Genomic DNA, 16,488 nt, shown 5'->3' with positions numbered 1-16,488 from the left:
GGGGCTTGCCGTTACTCTGGCGACATGCCAGCAACAGCGCAGATGGTCGAGGTCGGCGGCAGGCGTCTGCGCGTGACGAACCTCGACAAGGTGCTGTATCCCGATGCAGGAACGACCAAGGGCGAGGTGATCGCCTATTACACCCGCGTCGCCCCCCGCATGCTGCCGCTGCTCTCCGGTCGCCCCGTGACCCGAAAGCGGTGGGTGGAGGGGGTGGGAACTGCGGATGCTCCGGGCGAGGCGTTCTTCGCGAAGCAGCTCGAGCGGGGTGCGCCGGAGTGGGTGCGCCGCCTGCCGATCGAGCACTCCGGCGGCGCGAAGGAGTACCCGATCGCCGGCGACCTGCCTACGCTCGTGTGGATGGCGCAGGTCGCCAGCATCGAGCTGCACGTGCCGCAGTGGCGGTTCGGCGCGGACGGCGAGCGTCAGAATCCCGACCGGCTCGTGCTCGACCTCGATCCCGGGCCCGGCGCCGACCTCGCCCAGTGCGCGCACGTGGCGCGGCTCGCCCGCGCGATCCTCAGCGACATCGGGTTGGACCCGGTGCCGGTCACGAGCGGCAGCAAGGGAATCCATCTGTACGCCCGGCTCGACGGCAGACAGACCAGCGATCAGGCCTCCGCGATCGCCCGCGAGCTCGCCCGGTCCATCGAGACAGACCACCCGGACATCGCCACCAGCACGATGTCGAAGTCGGTCCGCGCCGGCAAGGTCTTCATCGACTGGAGCCAGAACAACGGGTCGAAGACCACGATCTCGCCGTACTCGCTGCGTGGCAGGTTCCATCCGACGGTGGCCGCACCGCGCACCTGGGACGAACTCGATGATCCCGACCTCCGACACCTCGACTTCGACGAGGTAGCCGCGCGCGTCGAGGAGGGTGTCGACCCGTTCGCCGGATTCATGCTGTCATCCGCGGACGCCGCGCTCGCTCCGTACCGCGCGAAGCGCGACGCCGCCCGTACGCCGGAGCCGGTTCCCGAGCGCACCTCGATCGCCGTCCCGGGCCCGCTCCCGCGGTTCGTCATCCAGGAGCACCACGCCCGCAGATTGCACTTCGATCTGCGCATCGAGCACGACGGCGTGCTGGTGAGCTGGGCGGTCCCCAAGGGCGTGCCTGAGTCCCCCGCACGCAACCGACTCGCCGTCATGACCGAACCTCACCCGCTGGAGTACCTGACGTTCCACGGCGAGATCCCGCGCGGCGAGTACGGCGCCGGAACCATGACCATCTGGGACAGCGGCACGGTCGAGCTCGAGAAATGGCGCGACGACGAAGTGATCGGCACGTTCACCGGAACCGGTCCGCTCGGCCGCGCCCGGCTCGCCCTGATCCGCACGGAGGGATCTGGCGAGAAGTCGTCCTGGCTGCTGCACCGGATGAAGGAGCAGCAGGGATCGGGGAAGCAGCAGGGGTCTGCGCGCCCCACGGACGGCCCTCTGCGTCCCATGCTCGCCGAGTCCGGCACGCCCGGCCTCGCCCGCGCGCTGCGCGATCCGTGGAGCGAGATCAAGTGGGACGGCATCCGTGCGATCGGCACGTGGCAGGATGGCCGCCTCCGCCTGCATGCGCGCAGCGGCACGGACATCACCGACCGCTACCCGGAACTCACCGCCGACGGCGCCCCGCACTTCGCCGCCGGCGACGCGATCGTCGATGGCGAGATCGTCGCATTGGATGCCTCAGGGCGCCCGAGCTTCGGACGGCTCCAGCGCCGCATGCACCTCACCAAGGCGCGCGAGATCGAGCGTGAGGTCGTCCGCACGCCGATCGCCTATCACCTGTTCGATCTGCTGCGCCTCGACGGCAACGACTTGACCGGCATCCCGCTGCGCGACCGCCGCGCGCTGCTCGAGACGCTCGGCGAGAGCGCCGACCGACCCGTCATCGTGCCGCCGGTCTTCGACGACCTGGATGCCGCGATGCAGATCAGCCGAGAGCTCGAACTCGAGGGGATCGTCGTCAAGGGATCCGGATCGCGGTATCGCCCCGGCACCCGCTCCGGCGACTGGCTGAAGATCAAGCACACGCGCACGCAGGAGGTCGCGATCGCCGGCATCCGGCCCGGCAAGGGCAACCGGGCGGGCACGTTCGGGTCGCTGCTGCTCGGCGTGCCCGATGCCGACGGCAGGCTGCGCTACGTCGGCAGGGTCGGCTCCGGGTTCGACGATCGGATGCTGCGCGATCTGCTCGGGCGCCTCGAACCGCTGCGCACCGACGAGAACCCGCTGGGGGACGTCGCGCCGCCGGATGCGCGCGACGCGCAGTGGGTGCGCCCGGAACTGGTGGGCGAGGTCGAGTTCAGTGAGTGGACTTCCGACGGAGCGCTCCGCCACCCGCGCTGGCGCGGCCTGCGTCCAGACAAGGAGGTCGCGGACATCAGGCGGGAGTGACGCATCTCAGGCGTGGGTCTCCGTGCACTCCGCCTGTCCGTCCGGCTCGAGCTGGAACGTGGAGTGTGCGACGTCGAAGTGGTCGGCGAGGCATCCCTGCAGCTGCTCGAGCAGCGCGCCGGCGCGCCCATCGGCGAACACCGCCGGGTGCACGCCGACGTGTGCGGTGAACACCGGCGCGCCGCGGGTGAGCTGCCACACGTGCACGTCGTGCACACTGGTGACGCCGTCGAAGCCGAGCAGATGATCGCGGATCTCGCCGACGTGCGTGTCCTTCGGCGCCGATTCGGCCAGTACCGAGAACACCTCGCGGAGCAGCGTGATCGCGCGCGGAATGATCATGACCGCGATGAACAGAGACGCGATGGCATCCGCCGGCATCCATCCGGTCACCACGATGACGACGGCCGCGACGATCACGGCGGCCGACCCGATCATGTCGCCGAGCACCTCGAGGTACGCGCCGCGCACGTTGATGTTCGTCTTCTGCGCGGAGCTCAGCAGCCACATCGCGATCGCGTTGGCGATCAATCCGATGACGGCGACGACGAGCATGAGAGGGCCGGCGACTTCACCGTCACCGGGGGTGACCAGGCGTCGCACTCCCTCGATGCCCACGCTGACGGACAGGACGATGAGGATGATCGCGTTGACGAGTGCGCCCAGCACCTCGGCGCGCTGATAGCCGAAGGTGCGTCGGTCGTCGGCGGGACGTGCGGCGACAGCGCTCGCGATGAGAGCGATCACCAGCGCTGAGGCATCGGTGAACATGTGCGCCGCGTCGGCGAGCAATGCGAGAGATCCGGTGAGGAGCGCGCCCACGATCTGCACCACCATCACGGTGGCGGTGAGGCACAGCGAGATCGTCAGCAGTCGGCGACTGCCCGCCCCGCGGATCCCGTGCGCATGATCGTGCATGTATCCAGGCTACGAGCGGAACCGGCCGTCGGAGGCCGTTTCGGCTAGTCGGGAAGGGTAACGATTCTCAGTAACGAGGGGCGGGCCTGCAGGTCCGCGTCAGAGCGTCTTCAGCAGCGGCACGAACGCCGTGAACGCCCTGGCGCGGTGTGACTGCGACTGCTTCTCCTGGTCGCTGAACTCAGCCGTGGTGCGCTCGACGCCTTCGGGCTGGCCGTCGGGAATGAAGATCGGGTCGTAGCCGAAGCCGTTCTCGCCCGCCGCCGAGCGCGCGAGACGCCCTGGCCAGATTCCTGCCACGGTCTGCTCGGCGCCGTCCGGAGTCACGAGCGCGATCGTCGAGACGAACTGCGCCGTCCGGTGCGGGTCGGCGATGTCGGCGAGCTGGTCGAGCAGCAGCTCGAGATTCGCCTTCGCGTCCTTCTTCTGACCGGCCCAGTAGGCGGAGAAGATGCCAGGCGAGCCGCCGAGCACGTCGACGCAGATCCCCGAGTCGTCGGCGAACGCCGCGAGACCGGTGTGCGCGGCGGCGGCGCGCGCCTTGATCAGCGCGTTCTCCGCGAAGGTGACGCCGTCCTCGACAGGCTCGGGCCCCTCGTAGCCGACGACCTCCAGGTCGGCCCTTGTCATCGCCACGATCTGCTGGAATTCCGCCACCTTGTGCGGATTGTGCGTGGCGAGGACGACCCTCATCGCTCGGCCGCCAGGGCGGTCAGCTGCGCCTCCTTGAGGTTGGCGCAGCCTGCGACGCCCAGGTCGAGCAGCGCATCGAGCTCGCGCTTGTCGAACGGCGCTCCCTCGGCTGTTCCCTGCACCTCGACGAAGAGGCCGCGGCCGGTGACGACCACGTTCATGTCGGTCTCCGCGCGCACGTCCTCGACATATGCCAGGTCGAGCATCGGCTCGCCGTCGATGATTCCGACTGACACCGCGGCGACGGAGTCGAGCAGCGGCGTGGCGTTCTTGCCGATGAACTTCTTCTCACGACCCCACTCGATCGCGTCGGCGAGCGCGACGTATGCGCCGGTGATCGCGGCCGTGCGGGTGCCACCGTCGGCCTGCAGCACATCGCAGTCGATGACGATGGTGTTCTCGCCGAGCGCCTTGGTGTCGATGACAGCGCGCAGCGCGCGGCCGATCAGGCGCGAGATCTCGTGCGTGCGACCGCCGACGCGCCCCTTCACGCTCTCGCGATCGTTGCGGCTGTTCGTCGCACGAGGCAGCATGGCGTACTCCGCGGTCACCCAGCCCTTGCCCTTGCCGGTGAGCCAGCGCGGCACGCCGCCCGTGAATGATGCCGTGCACAGCACCTTCGTGCCGCCGAAGCTGATCAGCGCCGAGCCTTCGGCGTTCGCGCTCCAGCCGCGCTCGATCGTGATCTCGCGGAGCTGATCGGTGGCGCGGCCGTCCGCGCGGACGATGTCAGACATGGGTTCCCTTCGGGTCGGATGCCGTGTTGTCGGCGAGTTCGGAAAGATCCGGAAGCGTGATGACGCCGGTCTGCACGTGCTGCACGTCGCGCACCTCGGCGCCCATGAGGCGGTTCGCAAGCGCGGTGAACTCCTCGGTGGACTCCCCCGTCGCCTCGTAGACGTACGTCGCCCTGGCGTCAGGAGGAGCCAGCAGGTCGCCGCGCGTCAGCTGACGGTACACGTCGCCCGCGGTCTCGTCGTCACTGGAGACCAGCGCGACGCCCTCGCCCATCACGTAGCTGATCGCGCCGCGCAGGAACGGGTAGTGGGTGCATCCGAGCACGAGGGTGTCGACGTCGGCGCCGCGCAGCGGTGCGAGGTACTTCTCCGCGGTCTCGAGCACCTCGCGGGTTCCGGTCACGCCGGCCTCGACGAACTCGACGAAGCGCGGGCACGCCGCGGTGAAGACCTCGAGTTGCTCGTTTACCTCGAGCATGTCCTGATAGGCGCGCGACCCGATCGTGCCGACCGTGCCGATGACGCCGATCCGGCCGTTGCGCGTGGTCGAGACGGCGCGGCGGACGGCGGGGCCGATGACCTCGACCACCGGCACGTCGTAGCGTTCGCGTGCGTCGCGCAGCATGGCGGCAGATGCCGTGTTGCAGGCGATCACGAGCATCTTCACACCCTGGTCGACCAGGGTGTCGAGCACTTCGAGCGAGTAGCGGCGAACGTCGGCGATGGGCTTGGGCCCGTACGGCGAGTGGAGCGTGTCGCCTATGTAGACGAAGGATTCCCGCGGCAGCTGGGCGCGGATCGCGCGGGCCACGGTGAGTCCGCCGACACCGGAGTCGAAGATGCCGATCGGTGCCGCGTTCATGGATCACCAGCCTACCCTTCGCGAGACGGGAGGATCGAAGCCCGACAGTAAGCTGAGCGCATGAACTCGTCGACGGCGCTGCTCACCGACCGCTACGAACTCACGATGCTGGGCGCGGCACTGCGCCACGGCACAGCCGCACGACCGAGCGTGTTCGAGCTCTTCGCCCGACGCCTCTCCGGCGGCCGACGGTTCGGAGTCGTCGCCGGCACCGGCCGCCTGCTGTCGCTGCTGCGCGACTTCCGGTTCGGTGAGGACGAGCTGCGGTTCCTGCGCGACAACCACGTGGTGGATGCCGAGACGCTGACGTATCTGGAGAACTACCGGTTCACCGGCTCGATCCATGGTTACCGCGAAGGTGAGCTGTACTTCCCCGGCTCCCCCATCCTCACCGTCGAGGGGTCCTTCGCCGACGCCGTGGTGCTCGAGACGATCGCCCTGAGCGTGCTGAACCACGACTCCGCCGTCGCGACGGCCGCATCGCGGATGAGCATCGCCGCCGGCGAGCGGCCGCTGTCGGAGATGGGCTCGCGGCGCGCGGCTGAGATGTCGGCTGTGGCGGCGGCGCGGGCCGCCTACATCGCAGGCTTCGGCGCGACCAGCAACCTCGAAGCAGGGCGCCGCTGGGACATCCCCACCATGGGCACCGCCGCGCACTCGTGGACACTGCTGCACGAGACCGAGGAGGACGCGTTCCGCGCGCAGGTCGACAGCCTCGGCGTCGACACGACCCTGCTCGTGGACACCTACGACATCCGCGAGGGCGTCGACACCGCGATCCGCGTCGCCGGCACGGACCTCGGCGGCGTGCGCCTGGATTCCGGCGACCTGCCGACCGTGGCGGCAGCCGTCCGCGAGCACCTCGACCAGCTGGGCGCGCGGAACACGAAGATCACCGTCACCAGCGACCTCGACGAATACGCCATCGCGGCACTGGCGGCATCCCCCGTCGACTTCTATGGCGTCGGCACGTCCGTGGTCACCGGATCGGGGTATCCGACAGCCGGCATGGTCTACAAGCTCGTGGCTCGACAGGGAGCCGACGGCGGCTGGGTCGCGGTCGCGAAGGCCTCCACCGACAAGGGTTCCAAGGGCGGCCGGAAGGCCGCGTTCCGCACGCTGCGCGATGGCGTCGCGACAGCGGAGACGATCGTCGTCTCCGACGGATTCGAAGAGCTGGGGACCGCCGCCGAGCATGCCGAGTCCCGGCCGCTGCAGGTCACGCTCGTCGACGGCGGCGTGATCGACAGCACATACGAGGGGGCGGCGGGAACGGCATCCGCTCGCGAGCATCACCTGCACGTGCGCGAGGAACTCCCGGTGCGCGCACTCGCGCTGAGCAAGTCAGATCCCGCGATCCCGACAGTCTTCCTCGATCAGGAGTGACGGTCCTAGCTGACCATCGACTCGTAGATCTCCTTGCAGGTGGGGCAGATCGGGAATTTCTCCGGGTCGCGGCCCGGGGTCCATTTCTTCCCGCACAGCGCACGCACCGGCTTACCGGTGATCGCGGACTCGAGGATCTTGTCCTTCTTCACGTAGTGCGAGAAGCGCTCGTGGTCGCCAGGCTCGACATTCTCTTCCTTGAGAAGTTCTTCCAGTTCACGATCAAGCGTTGCCACGCCGCCCTGATCGGGGCTGTCCAGCGGAGTACTCATGCGCCGAGTCTATCCGTCCGCCGGACGCTGCGGGGCGGTCTCAGGCCGTCTCGACGAACTCCATCAGGCGCGCGCCGCCGCGGTCGTAGACGCGTCCGCCGATGACCAGGCCGAGCACCAGGACGACGACCCCTGTGGCGATCCCTGCCCAGAAGGTGGCCGGGTTGTAGGAGTCGTCCTCGATGACGGTCATGACGAACAACCAGATCGTCGGTGCGCTGAGCACGAGGGCGCTGATGAACGCGATGGCGGGTGCGTATCCGCCACGGGATGCCGAGCGCTGCGGCTGCTGGAACGGGCTGTCTCCCGGACGCGATACCGCGTACGGCGAGGTCACCGAGATGATGCTGGACACGCCCAGCCCCCCGAGGAACAGACTCGCGGCGAGGCCGATCATCGGCATCAGCAGATACCAGCTCTCGACCATCGCCAGGGTCAGCGGGATCGCCACGGCCAGCGCCGGGACGGCGACCAGGCAGATCGGGATGAGCCGGCCGGCGCGGTCGGCGACTCCGCGCACTCCGCTGGCGACGTGCACCCACAGTGCCGTCGAGTCGTAGGCCACGTCGTTATGTGGCAGCCAACCGAAGAACAGCGCCATGACGGGCGCGGGCACGAGGGCGGCGATGTAGAGAGGCACGCCGGCGACGAGCAGAGGGAAGACGGTGAGGATGCCGGCGATCGGGACGATCACGAAGTTCACGATGTACCGGCGATCGCGCAGCCAGTACACCAGGCTGCGCGAGGCGATCGCACCGAACGCATTCGGCGGCAGCAGACCGAACCAGCCGAGGCCCGACCGCTCGCGGGAGGTCGCCGGCCGGTCGGTGTTCGTGAGCAGCCGTCGCACCAGCCATGACCAGCCTGCCCATAAAGCGATCACAGTGACGAGGGCGACGACTCCGCTCGCCCACGCGCCCGCGGGGTCGCTCCCCGCGACGGAGAGCGCGAACGCGGGCATCGCTGCCAGCGGAGTGAGCCCGATCGCGGCGGTGACGGATGCCACGGCATCCGGTACCCGGCCATCCCATTCCAGGGAGGCGAGGAACACGGCGACCGGGAAGGCGACGACGACGACGACGAGCACGAACAGCGCCGTGAGCTCGCGCGACCGGCGCTCAGGAAGGAGCAGTGCGCTGGTCGCCATGCCGATGCGCGCGGCGATGTTCGACGAGACGACGCCGACCGCTCCCACGAAGACGGCGATCGCCGTGGGCGTGCCCAGTTCGATGAGCGCGATGACGACGCATGCGGCGACGGCCATGAGCGCGAACGACGGCACACTCACGAGTCCGCCGATCGCGAGAATCCACGGCATGTGCGGCACGTCGACGCCGAACACCCCGAAGCGGCGGGGATCGAGCTGGTCGACCGTGCCCGTGAGGATCGGGCCGATGAGGAATCCGAGCAGAGATGCCGCTCCGCCGAGCACGATCACGGTGCGCGCGACCGCCAAGGGCGCATCGGCCAGGCTGAGGACTGCGGTGCACACGGCGACGGTCGCGGCGACGAGCGCCAACAGCCCCACCACGGTGCGCACGGCCCGGTCACCCCGCAGTGCGCCGAGCATCAGCGCGACCCTCAGTCGGAGAACGTGTGCAACCATTCGAGCCCCTCCACCTCGCCGGTTCCGCCTGCGAGTTCGATGAAGCGGGACTCGAGTGTCTGTCCGGCGCGCACCTCATCGACCGTGCCTTCGGCGAGCACGTCGCCGGCGACGATGATCGCGACGCGCGAGCACACCCGCTCCACGAGGTCCATGCCATGACTCGACAGGATCACGGTGCCGCCGTGGGAGACGTAGGCGCGGAGGATGTCGAGGATGACCGCCGAGGAGACGGGGTCGACGGATTCGAACGGCTCGTCGAGCACGAGCACGCGCGGCGAGTGGATCATGGCGCCGGCGAGCATGATCTTCTTCGTCATGCCTGCCGAGTAGTCGGAAACGACCCGCAAGGCCGCGTCGCTGAGGTCGAATGCGCGCATGAGGTCCGCCGAGCGCTTCTCGATGACGTCGGCGGAGAGTCCGCGCAGCAGTCCGTAGTAGTGCAGCAGCTGGCGCCCGGTGAGCCGGTCGAAGGTGCGCAGGCGGTCGGGCAGCACGCCCAAGACGCGCTTGGCGGCGAGGGGGTTCTCGGACTGGTCGATGCCGCAGATCTCGACCTCGCCCGTCGTGGCGCTCAGGAGCCCCGCGAGGATCGAGAGCGTGGTCGTCTTGCCGGCGCCGTTCGGACCCACGATGCCGTAGAACGACCCCGCCGGAACCGTGAGGTCGATCCCGTTCACCGCGCGATGGTCGCCGAACGCCTTGACCAGTCCGCGCACGACGATCGCGTCGGTCGCCGTGGCTGCCGGAACGTCGGTGACGACAGCCTCGGCCGCAGCGTCGATGCCGGGTACGGGCTGCGGCTCTGCGTCGGACTCGGCGTTCAGCTCGTCGTCGGCGATCGCTCCCGCCTTCGCGGCCGGCTCCCGTTCTGCGGCGGGCTCTGCCTCGACGACCGGCTCTGCCTCGGCGGCCGGCGCGGCGTCGACGACCGGCTCTGCCTCCACGACCGCTGCGGGCTCAGACTCGGCGGCCAGGCCGAGGTCGGCGAGCACCTCCGGTTCCACGATGGTCTCTGCGGTGGCGGCCGCGTCTTCTGAAGCGACCAGCGGCTTGACGCGCGAAGGGGCGGTTGCCGCGGCATCCCGCGATTCAGTCTCCGCCTTCGCCGCTTCCTCCTTCGCGGCCTTCGCCGCGGCCGCCTTCGCGGCCTTGGTCGCCGCCGCCTTCGCCGCGGCAGCCTTGGCTGCAGCGGTCTTCGCTGCCGTGGTCTTCGATGCTGCGCTCTTCGCCGTGGTCTTCGCGGCTGCGGTGCGAGAAGATGCCGTCTTCGCCGCCGCCGCCTTCGCGGCGCCGGTCCGCGCCGCTGTCGTCTTCTTCGCCGCGGTGGCCTTGGCGCCCTCGGTCTTAGCGGTCGCCGCCTTCGCGGCCGTGGTGCGTTTCGCTGCCGGCTTCGACGGGCGTGCGGCGACGGCCTTCACCGCAGCGGACTTCGTGGTGGTCGCCTTCTTCTCGGCCGTGGCGCCAGACGCGTCATCCGGCTCTTCGGGGTGGTCGTCCAAGGAAGCAGTCACCGTCCTACGGTATCAACGGGAGTGGACTTTCTCCTGGGCACGCGAAACAATCGGCACAGGGTGACGCGCCGGATCCTGCGACCTGTGGATCCCGTGTGTACCTGATCACGAAATGGCAACGGCAACGACTTACCCCGAGGCTTCACAGGGGGCATGGCTACCATGAACTCGGCACGAAGAAGTGTCTGGCCGGTGAACCGGCCGTGAACACAGATTCTTTTTAGGAGTATTCGTGACTCTTCAGACCGTCATCCTCGCCGCCGGCATGGGCTCGCGCCTCGGGCGCGCACTGCCGAAGCCGCTGACCCAGCTCAACGACGGGCGCACCATCATGCAGCAGCAGCACGAGAACATCCGTGCCGTCTTCGGCAACGAGGCCCGCATCACCGCCGTCGTCGGATACCGTGCCGAGACGATCATCGAGGCGTTCCCGAACGTCAACTACGTGCACAACGAGCGCTACGACGAGACCAACACGTCCAAGAGCCTGCTGCGCGCCCTCGGCGCGACCGGCAAGGGTGGCGTGCTCTGGATGAACGGCGACGTGGTCTTCGACCCGCGCATCCTCGGCCGCGCGATCGAGTTCATCGAGCGCGACCAGTCGTTCGTGGCCGTCAACACCTCGAAGGTCAGCGACGAGGAGGTCAAGTACACCGTCACCGCCGAGGGCTTCATCAACGAGCTTTCGAAGAGCGTCAAGGGCGGTCTCGGCGAGGCGATCGGCATCAACTACATCTCCTCCACGTACAAGAAGGCGTTCATGCGCCAGCTGTCGCGCGTCGACGATCAGGAATACTTCGAGGGCGGTCTCGAATTGGCGATCGCCGAGGACGGCCTGCTGCTCGAGCCGATGGACGTCTCCGACCTGTACGCGGTCGAGGTCGACTTCGCGGAGGACCTTGAGCAGGCGAACCTCTACGTCTGACCGATCGGCCGCTGAGCCGCTCGAAGCGCCGAGAGCCCGATCCCGTCGAGGGGCGGGCTCTCTGCCTTCTCCCGGACGCGGAATCTAGGATCGTCCTGATGGCCAAGAAGGTGCACAAGATCCACTCCCTCCCCGACGACTCCGCCTGGGACAAGGGAGTGCCCCCTGTCGGCTCGGACGAGCATCCGCTCACCGTGCGGGGCCTCGACAGGGTGCTGTCCATCCAGCGTCCGCTGGTGCTCGCGCACATCCGCAGCATCCGCCTGCGCAATCCGAGTGCCGCACCCGACCAGCTCGTGCGCATCCTGGAACGCCGGTATCTGGCCGCCGTCACGACCGGCGGTGCCGCCGTAGGCGCGACCGCCGTCGTGCCCGGTATCGGAACCGGGGTGACGCTGGCGTTGTCGGGCATCGAGACCCTCGGGTTCCTGGAGTCCACGGCGCTGTTCGCGCAGTCGCTGGCCGAGGTGCACGGCATCGCGGTGGAGAACCCCGATCGCGCGCGCGCCCTTGTCATGACGCTGATGCTCGGCAAGGAGGGCGTCGATCTCGTGGGCCAGCTCGCGAAGCAGGTGACCGGGAAGGGATCGACCCGCTCGTCCTACTGGGGAGAGCTCGTGACGAAGTCGCTCCCCCGCGCCGCCGTCGGGCCGGTCGTCGACCAGCTCAAGTCCCGTTTCGTCAAGCACTTCGCCACGGCCGGCGGTGCGTCGTTCGTCGGCAAGGCGATGCCGTTCGGCATCGGCGCCGCGGTCGGCGGCGCAGGAAATCACCTGCTCGGGCGGCGCGTGCTGACGACCTCTCGTCGCGCCTTCGGCGTGGCACCGGCGGTGCTGCCCCCTGACCTCGAGCCGGTCGACGGCACGCAGAAGTTCGAGATGCGGATGCTGCGTGGGGCGCGCTATGCCGGAACCGCAGTCGCCGGAGCCGCCGGCACGGTCGCCCGCGGCGCAGGCTGGGTCGGGCACAAGGTCGGCGAGGTGACGCGGGTGCGGCGCAAGGAGCGCGAGCTCGACTCGGCCTCCACAGACACGGATTCCTGACGCTTCTCCCCTGTTCGCGAGTACGTTCCCGAGAGCCGCTGCCGGGCGTCGGCGGTCGTTCCTACCGTGGCACGCATGCTGCGCCCCATCGATCCGTCCGAGACTCCTCCGCCCGTCGCGTATCGCGTGCCGTGGTTCGTCCGTCGCACGGATCCCCGCCATCCCGTCCTCGTCAACGGCAGTGCGGAGAGCGCCGACTTCGTGCGCGTCTTCCGTGACGACCGGAGCGGCGAGAGGACGCAGCTGTGGGGTCAAGTTCTGCCCTCGGAAGACATCGAACTGTGTCTGTGCGCCGCTGAAGTGGATGACGTGGTCGTCACGATCGCGTGGTTCCGCCCCGCTGACGGGCTCGAGTACGTCTGGAGGTTCGTCGTGTGAGTCCGCTCGCACACAGGTCAGGAGCGCCCCGGCCCATGGCCGAGACGCTCCTTCGTCATCTGGCTGGACTCAGCTGAACTGGTTCATCGTGTTGTCCTTGCCGCCTGCCTTGAGGGCTGCGTCACCGGCGAAGTACTCCTTGTGGTTGTCGCCGATGTCGCTGCCGGCCATGTTCTGGTGCTTGACCGTCGCGATCCCCTCACGGATCTCACGGCGCTGGACACCCTGCACGTAGGCGAGCATTCCTTCGTCTCCGAAGTAGCCCTTGGCGAGGTCATCCGTCGACAGAGCGGCCGTGTGGTACGTCGGCAGCGTGATGAGGTGATGGAAGATCCCGGCCTGCGCGGAACCGTCGCGCTGGAACGAGCGGATCATCTCGTCAGCGACCTGGGCGAGCTCGGTGCCGTCGTAGTCGACGCTCATGAGCTCGGCGCGCTCGTAGGCCGAGACATCCCTGCCCTCCTCCGCGAACCGGTCGTAGGCCTGCTGGCGGAAGTTGAGGGTCCAGTTGAACGACGGGCTGTTGTTGTAGACGAGCTTCGCGTTCGGGATGACCTTGCGCACCTCGTTCATCATCCCGGCGATCTGCGCGACGTGCGGCTTCTCGGTCTCGATCCACAGCAGGTCAGCGCCGTTCTGCAGCGACGTGATGCTGTCGAGCACGCAACGGGCCTCGCCGGTGCCGGCACGGAACTGGAACAGATTGCTCGCGAGACGCTTGGGGCGCAGGAGCTTGCCGTCGCGTTTGATGACGACGTCGCCGTTGCCGAGCTCGTCCTCGGAGATCTCCTCGACGTCGAGGAACGAGTTGTACTGGTCGCCGAGGTCGCCCGGCTCGTGAGTCACGGCGAGCTTCTGCGTCAGTCCCGCGCCGAGCGAGTCGGTGCGGGCGACGATCACGCCGTTGTCGATGCCGAGCTCGAGGAACGCGTACCGCACGGCGGCGAGCTTCGCGATGAAGTCCTCATGCGGAACCGTGACCTTGCCGTCCTGGTGGCCGCACTGCTTCTCGTCCGAGACCTGGTTCTCGATCTGGATGGCACAGGCACCCGCCTCGATCATCTTCTTGGCGAGCAGGTAGGTGGCCTCGGGGTTGCCGAAACCGGCGTCGATGTCGGCGATGATCGGTACGACGTGGGTCTCGTAGTTGTCGATCTGCGACTGGATGAACTCCACCGCCGTCTCGTCGCCGGCCACGCGGGCGTCGTCGAGCTCGGTGAAGAGCAGATCGAGCTCGCGGGCATCGGCCTGACGCAGGAACGTGTAGAGCTCCTCGATGAGCGCGGGCACCGACGTCTTCTCGTGCATCGACTGGTCGGGCAGCGGCCCGAACTCCGAGCGGAGCGCGGCGACCATCCACCCCGACAGGTAGAGGTAGCGCTTGTTGGTCGTCTTCAGGTGCTTCTTGATCGAGATGAGCTTCTGCTGGCCGATGAAGCCGTGCCAGACGCCGAGCGACTGCGTGTACAGCGAAGAGTCCCCGTCGTACTCCGTCATGTCGCGGCGCATGATGTCGGCCGTGTACTGGGCGATCTCGAGTCCGGTCCGGAAGCGGTTCTGCGCCCGCATGCGGGCGACGTGCTCCGGGTTGATCGCATCCCAGCTGGAGCCGCTCTGCTCCTTGAGCGTCTGAACGGCGTCGATGTCGTCTTGGTAGGCAGTCATCCTGATTCCTTTGCGGTGGTGGCTGAGTCGCATTGCATCCACCTTGCGCCAAGAAAACACCGTCTTCCCCACAATTCCACGTAGAAGATTCACCGATCTTCTACAAATTGGAATACGAGGGCCTGAGCCGACCGCGCGCGAACCGCCAAAGGAACCCGCCCTCCGTTGTGCGAGGCATCCAACGCCGCAGGTCGCACCGCTACTAGGGTGGAATCCGTGACGGACATCCCTGACCTCTCCACGACCGCCGGCAAGATAGCCGACCTCCGCTCCCGCTTCGATGAGGCGGTCACCGAGCCCGAGAAGATCGCGCGGGAGAAGCAGCACGCCAAGGGCAAGATGACGGCCCGCGAGCGCATCGAGCTGCTCGTCGACTCCGGCAGCTTCGTCGAATTCGACGAGTACGTCCGCCATCGCACCACGTCGTTCGGAATGGACCGCAATCGTCCCTACGGCGACTCCGTCGTCACCGGCATCGGCACGATCCACGGTCGCACCGTCGCCGTCTACTCGCAGGACTTCACCACGTTCGGCGGCTCGCTCGGCGAGGTCGCCGGCGACAAGATCATCAAGATCATGGAGTTCGCCCTCACCAGCGGCATGCCCATCATCGGCATCCTCGACTCCGGCGGCGCCCGCATCCAGGAGGGCGTGCTCGCGCTCAGCAAGTACGGCGAGATCTTCCGTCTGAACACCCGATCCTCCGGCGTCATCCCGCAGATCTCGATCATCATGGGCCCGGCCGCCGGCGGCGCCGTCTACGGCCCGGCGCTCACCGACTTCGTGATCATGGTCGACAAGACCAGCCAGATGTTCGTCACCGGCCCCGACGTCATCAAGACCGTCACGGGCGAGGATGTCGGCATGGAGGAGCTCGGCGGCGCTCTCACCCACAACACGCGCTCCGGCGTCGCCCATTACCTGGCCGAGGACGAAGACGACGCGCTCGACTACGCCCGCACTCTGCTCGGCTTCCTGCCGGACAACAACATGGCGGAGATCCCGGGTTACGAGAGCGACTTCGAGTGGGAGACCACGGATGCCGATCGCACACTGAACACGATCATCCCCGACTCCGCGAACCAGCCCTACGACATCCACACGGTCATCGACCACGTGATCGACGATGACTTCCTCGAGGTGCAGCCGCTGTTCGCCCCGAACATCGTCGTCGGCTTCGGTCGCATCGAGGGCCGCTCGGTCGGCATCATCGCGAACCAGCCCTCGCAGATGGCAGGCACGCTGAACATCGAGGCCGGCGAGAAGGCCAGCCGCTTCGTGCGCTTCTGCGACGCGTTCTCGATCCCGATCGTCACTCTCGTCGACGTGCCGGGCTACCTGCCCGGAACCGACCAGGAGTGGACCGGCGTGATCCGCCGCGGCGCCAAGCTCATCTACGCCTATGCCGAGGCGACGGTTCCGCTGGTCACGGTGATTCTGCGCAAAGCGTACGGCGGCGCGTATATCGTGATGGGCTCCAAGCAGCTCGGCGCCGACGTCAACCTCGCCTGGCCCACCGCAGAGGTCGCGGTCATGGGTGGGCAGGGCGCCGTCAACATCCTGTACCGCAACGAGATCAAGCGCGCCGAGGAGGCCGGCGAGGATGTCGCCGCCGTCCGCACCCGCCTCGCCAACGAGTACACCTACAGCGTCACCTCGCCGTTCCTCGCCGCCGAGCGCGGTGAGATCGACGGCGTGATCGAACCGGCCAACACGCGCGTCTCGATCGCGAAGGCGCTGCGCTCCCTGCGCGGCAAGCGTGCGGAGCTGCCCCCGAAGAAGCACGGGAACATCCCGCTGTGATCGATCAGCCCACTCCCGGACTCCGGATCGTCCGCGGCACTGCGGACGAGGAGGAGCTCGCCGCCCTTATCGCGGTGGTCACGGACGCCTACGGGCGGGAAGCTGCGGATGCCGTCGCCGAAGAGCCGCGTGTCTCAGCATGGCAGCGGACTCAGCGTCCGCTGCGCAAGCCGCTGCGCCGAGACATCCCGTGGGGGCGGTTCTCGGGCTGAACGGGCGAGGTTTCGACTCGCCTTCGGCTCGCTCAACCCGTTTCGTCTCGCTCCGCTCGCTCAACGACCCGCCCCGAGAG

Annotated in this window: 15 protein-coding genes; 7 read left to right on the top strand and 8 right to left on the bottom strand. The window is 68.1% G+C overall.

The window, feature by feature from the left end; translation table 11 throughout:
- Positions 1–24: 24 nt before the first annotated feature.
- Positions 25–2,394, top strand: coding sequence for an ATP-dependent DNA ligase (locus IM776_RS05590; RefSeq protein ID WP_194422013.1), 2,370 nt, complete (start codon positions 25–27; stop codon positions 2,392–2,394).
- Between the two features lie 6 nt (positions 2,395–2,400).
- On the opposite strand, the gene IM776_RS05585 is transcribed toward IM776_RS05590, so the two are convergent.
- From IM776_RS05585 to murI, 4 genes are all read right to left on the bottom strand, one after another.
- Positions 2,401–3,312: a cation diffusion facilitator family transporter gene (locus tag IM776_RS05585; RefSeq protein WP_194422012.1), complete on the bottom strand. Its 912-nt coding sequence runs from the start codon at positions 3,310–3,312 to the stop codon at positions 2,401–2,403.
- 99 nt (positions 3,313–3,411) lie between these two features.
- A complete protein-coding gene (gene rdgB / locus IM776_RS05580) occupies positions 3,412–4,005 on the bottom strand; it encodes an RdgB/HAM1 family non-canonical purine NTP pyrophosphatase (RefSeq protein WP_194422011.1) in 594 nt (197 codons plus the stop codon).
- A complete protein-coding gene (rph, locus tag IM776_RS05575) occupies positions 4,002–4,742 on the bottom strand; it encodes a ribonuclease PH (protein WP_194422010.1) in 741 nt (246 codons plus the stop codon). Before rph ends, rdgB begins: the two co-directional genes overlap by 4 nt.
- Complete coding sequence (murI, locus tag IM776_RS05570; RefSeq protein ID WP_194422009.1) at positions 4,735–5,604, bottom strand: glutamate racemase; 870 nt, start codon at positions 5,602–5,604, stop codon at positions 4,735–4,737. Before murI ends, rph begins: the two co-directional genes overlap by 8 nt.
- 60 nt (positions 5,605–5,664) lie before the next feature.
- Between murI and IM776_RS05565 the strand changes: the two genes are divergently transcribed.
- Positions 5,665–6,990 (top strand): nicotinate phosphoribosyltransferase, encoded by a 1,326-nt coding sequence (locus tag IM776_RS05565; protein ID WP_194422008.1) that lies wholly within the window; start codon positions 5,665–5,667, stop codon positions 6,988–6,990.
- Positions 6,991–6,995: 5 nt separating this feature from the next.
- On the opposite strand, the gene IM776_RS05560 is transcribed toward IM776_RS05565, so the two are convergent.
- The 3 genes from IM776_RS05560 to IM776_RS05550 are packed head-to-tail and all read right to left on the bottom strand — an operon-like array spanning position 6,996 to position 10,382.
- The gene (locus IM776_RS05560) at positions 6,996–7,262 is read right to left on the bottom strand and encodes a DUF3039 domain-containing protein (RefSeq protein WP_194422007.1); all 267 of its coding nucleotides are present in this window, start codon (positions 7,260–7,262) and stop codon (positions 6,996–6,998) included.
- A 40-nt stretch (positions 7,263–7,302) separates the two neighbouring features.
- Positions 7,303–8,868, bottom strand: coding sequence for a hypothetical protein (locus IM776_RS05555; RefSeq protein WP_194422006.1), 1,566 nt, complete (start codon positions 8,866–8,868; stop codon positions 7,303–7,305).
- Positions 8,844–10,382, bottom strand: a complete 1,539-nt coding sequence (locus tag IM776_RS05550; RefSeq protein ID WP_228479936.1) for an ABC transporter ATP-binding protein — start codon at positions 10,380–10,382, stop codon at positions 8,844–8,846. Before IM776_RS05550 ends, IM776_RS05555 begins: the two co-directional genes overlap by 25 nt.
- Positions 10,383–10,614: 232 nt before the next feature.
- Here IM776_RS05550 and IM776_RS05545 point away from each other — a divergent pair, with 232 nt between their 5' ends.
- The 3 genes from IM776_RS05545 (at position 10,615) to IM776_RS05535 (ending at position 12,728) form a co-directional block, all read left to right on the top strand.
- On the top strand, positions 10,615–11,307 hold the full coding sequence (locus IM776_RS05545; protein WP_194422005.1) for a phosphocholine cytidylyltransferase family protein: 693 nt from the start codon (positions 10,615–10,617) through the stop codon (positions 11,305–11,307).
- A 98-nt stretch (positions 11,308–11,405) separates the two neighbouring features.
- Entirely contained in the window at positions 11,406–12,350 is a 945-nt protein-coding gene (locus tag IM776_RS05540) for a hypothetical protein (RefSeq protein ID WP_194422004.1), read from the top strand.
- Between the two features lie 75 nt (positions 12,351–12,425).
- Entirely contained in the window at positions 12,426–12,728 is a 303-nt protein-coding gene (locus IM776_RS05535) for a hypothetical protein (RefSeq protein ID WP_194422003.1), read from the top strand.
- 69 nt (positions 12,729–12,797) lie between these two features.
- On the opposite strand, the gene IM776_RS05530 is transcribed toward IM776_RS05535, so the two are convergent.
- Positions 12,798–14,393 carry an isocitrate lyase gene (locus IM776_RS05530; protein WP_194422002.1) on the bottom strand — a complete coding sequence of 532 codons (1,596 nt, stop codon included), beginning with the start codon at positions 14,391–14,393 and terminating at the stop codon, positions 12,798–12,800.
- 216 nt (positions 14,394–14,609) lie between these two features.
- On the opposite strand from IM776_RS05530, the gene IM776_RS05525 reads away from it, so the two are divergent.
- Positions 14,610–16,196: an acyl-CoA carboxylase subunit beta gene (locus IM776_RS05525; protein ID WP_422730937.1), complete on the top strand. Its 1,587-nt coding sequence runs from the start codon at positions 14,610–14,612 to the stop codon at positions 16,194–16,196.
- Positions 16,193–16,408, top strand: coding sequence for an acyl-CoA carboxylase subunit epsilon (locus IM776_RS05520; RefSeq protein ID WP_194422000.1), 216 nt, complete (start codon positions 16,193–16,195; stop codon positions 16,406–16,408). Before IM776_RS05525 ends, IM776_RS05520 begins: the two co-directional genes overlap by 4 nt.
- The last annotated feature ends 80 nt before the right edge of the window (positions 16,409–16,488 follow it).

The organism is Microbacterium abyssi (assembly GCF_015277895.1).
Lineage (GTDB): Bacteria > Actinomycetota > Actinomycetes > Actinomycetales > Microbacteriaceae > Microbacterium > Microbacterium abyssi.
The sequence above is the reverse complement of the archived record's forward strand: the minus strand, read 5'-3'. Positions and strand labels throughout refer to the sequence as shown.

Coding starts and splice junctions, on each gene's coding strand:
- IM776_RS05590 (WP_194422013.1), top strand. CDS start 25: ATGCCAGCAACAGCGCAGATGGTCGAGGTCGGCGGCAGGCGTCTGCGC.
- IM776_RS05585 (WP_194422012.1), bottom strand. CDS start 3,312: ATGCACGATCATGCGCACGGGATCCGCGGGGCGGGCAGTCGCCGACTG.
- rdgB (WP_194422011.1), bottom strand. CDS start 4,005: ATGAGGGTCGTCCTCGCCACGCACAATCCGCACAAGGTGGCGGAATTC.
- rph (WP_194422010.1), bottom strand. CDS start 4,742: ATGTCTGACATCGTCCGCGCGGACGGCCGCGCCACCGATCAGCTCCGC.
- murI (WP_194422009.1), bottom strand. CDS start 5,604: ATGAACGCGGCACCGATCGGCATCTTCGACTCCGGTGTCGGCGGACTC.
- IM776_RS05565 (WP_194422008.1), top strand. CDS start 5,665: ATGAACTCGTCGACGGCGCTGCTCACCGACCGCTACGAACTCACGATG.
- IM776_RS05560 (WP_194422007.1), bottom strand. CDS start 7,262: ATGAGTACTCCGCTGGACAGCCCCGATCAGGGCGGCGTGGCAACGCTT.
- IM776_RS05555 (WP_194422006.1), bottom strand. CDS start 8,868: ATGGTTGCACACGTTCTCCGACTGAGGGTCGCGCTGATGCTCGGCGCA.
- IM776_RS05540 (WP_194422004.1), top strand. CDS start 11,406: ATGGCCAAGAAGGTGCACAAGATCCACTCCCTCCCCGACGACTCCGCC.
- IM776_RS05535 (WP_194422003.1), top strand. CDS start 12,426: ATGCTGCGCCCCATCGATCCGTCCGAGACTCCTCCGCCCGTCGCGTAT.
- IM776_RS05530 (WP_194422002.1), bottom strand. CDS start 14,393: ATGACTGCCTACCAAGACGACATCGACGCCGTTCAGACGCTCAAGGAG.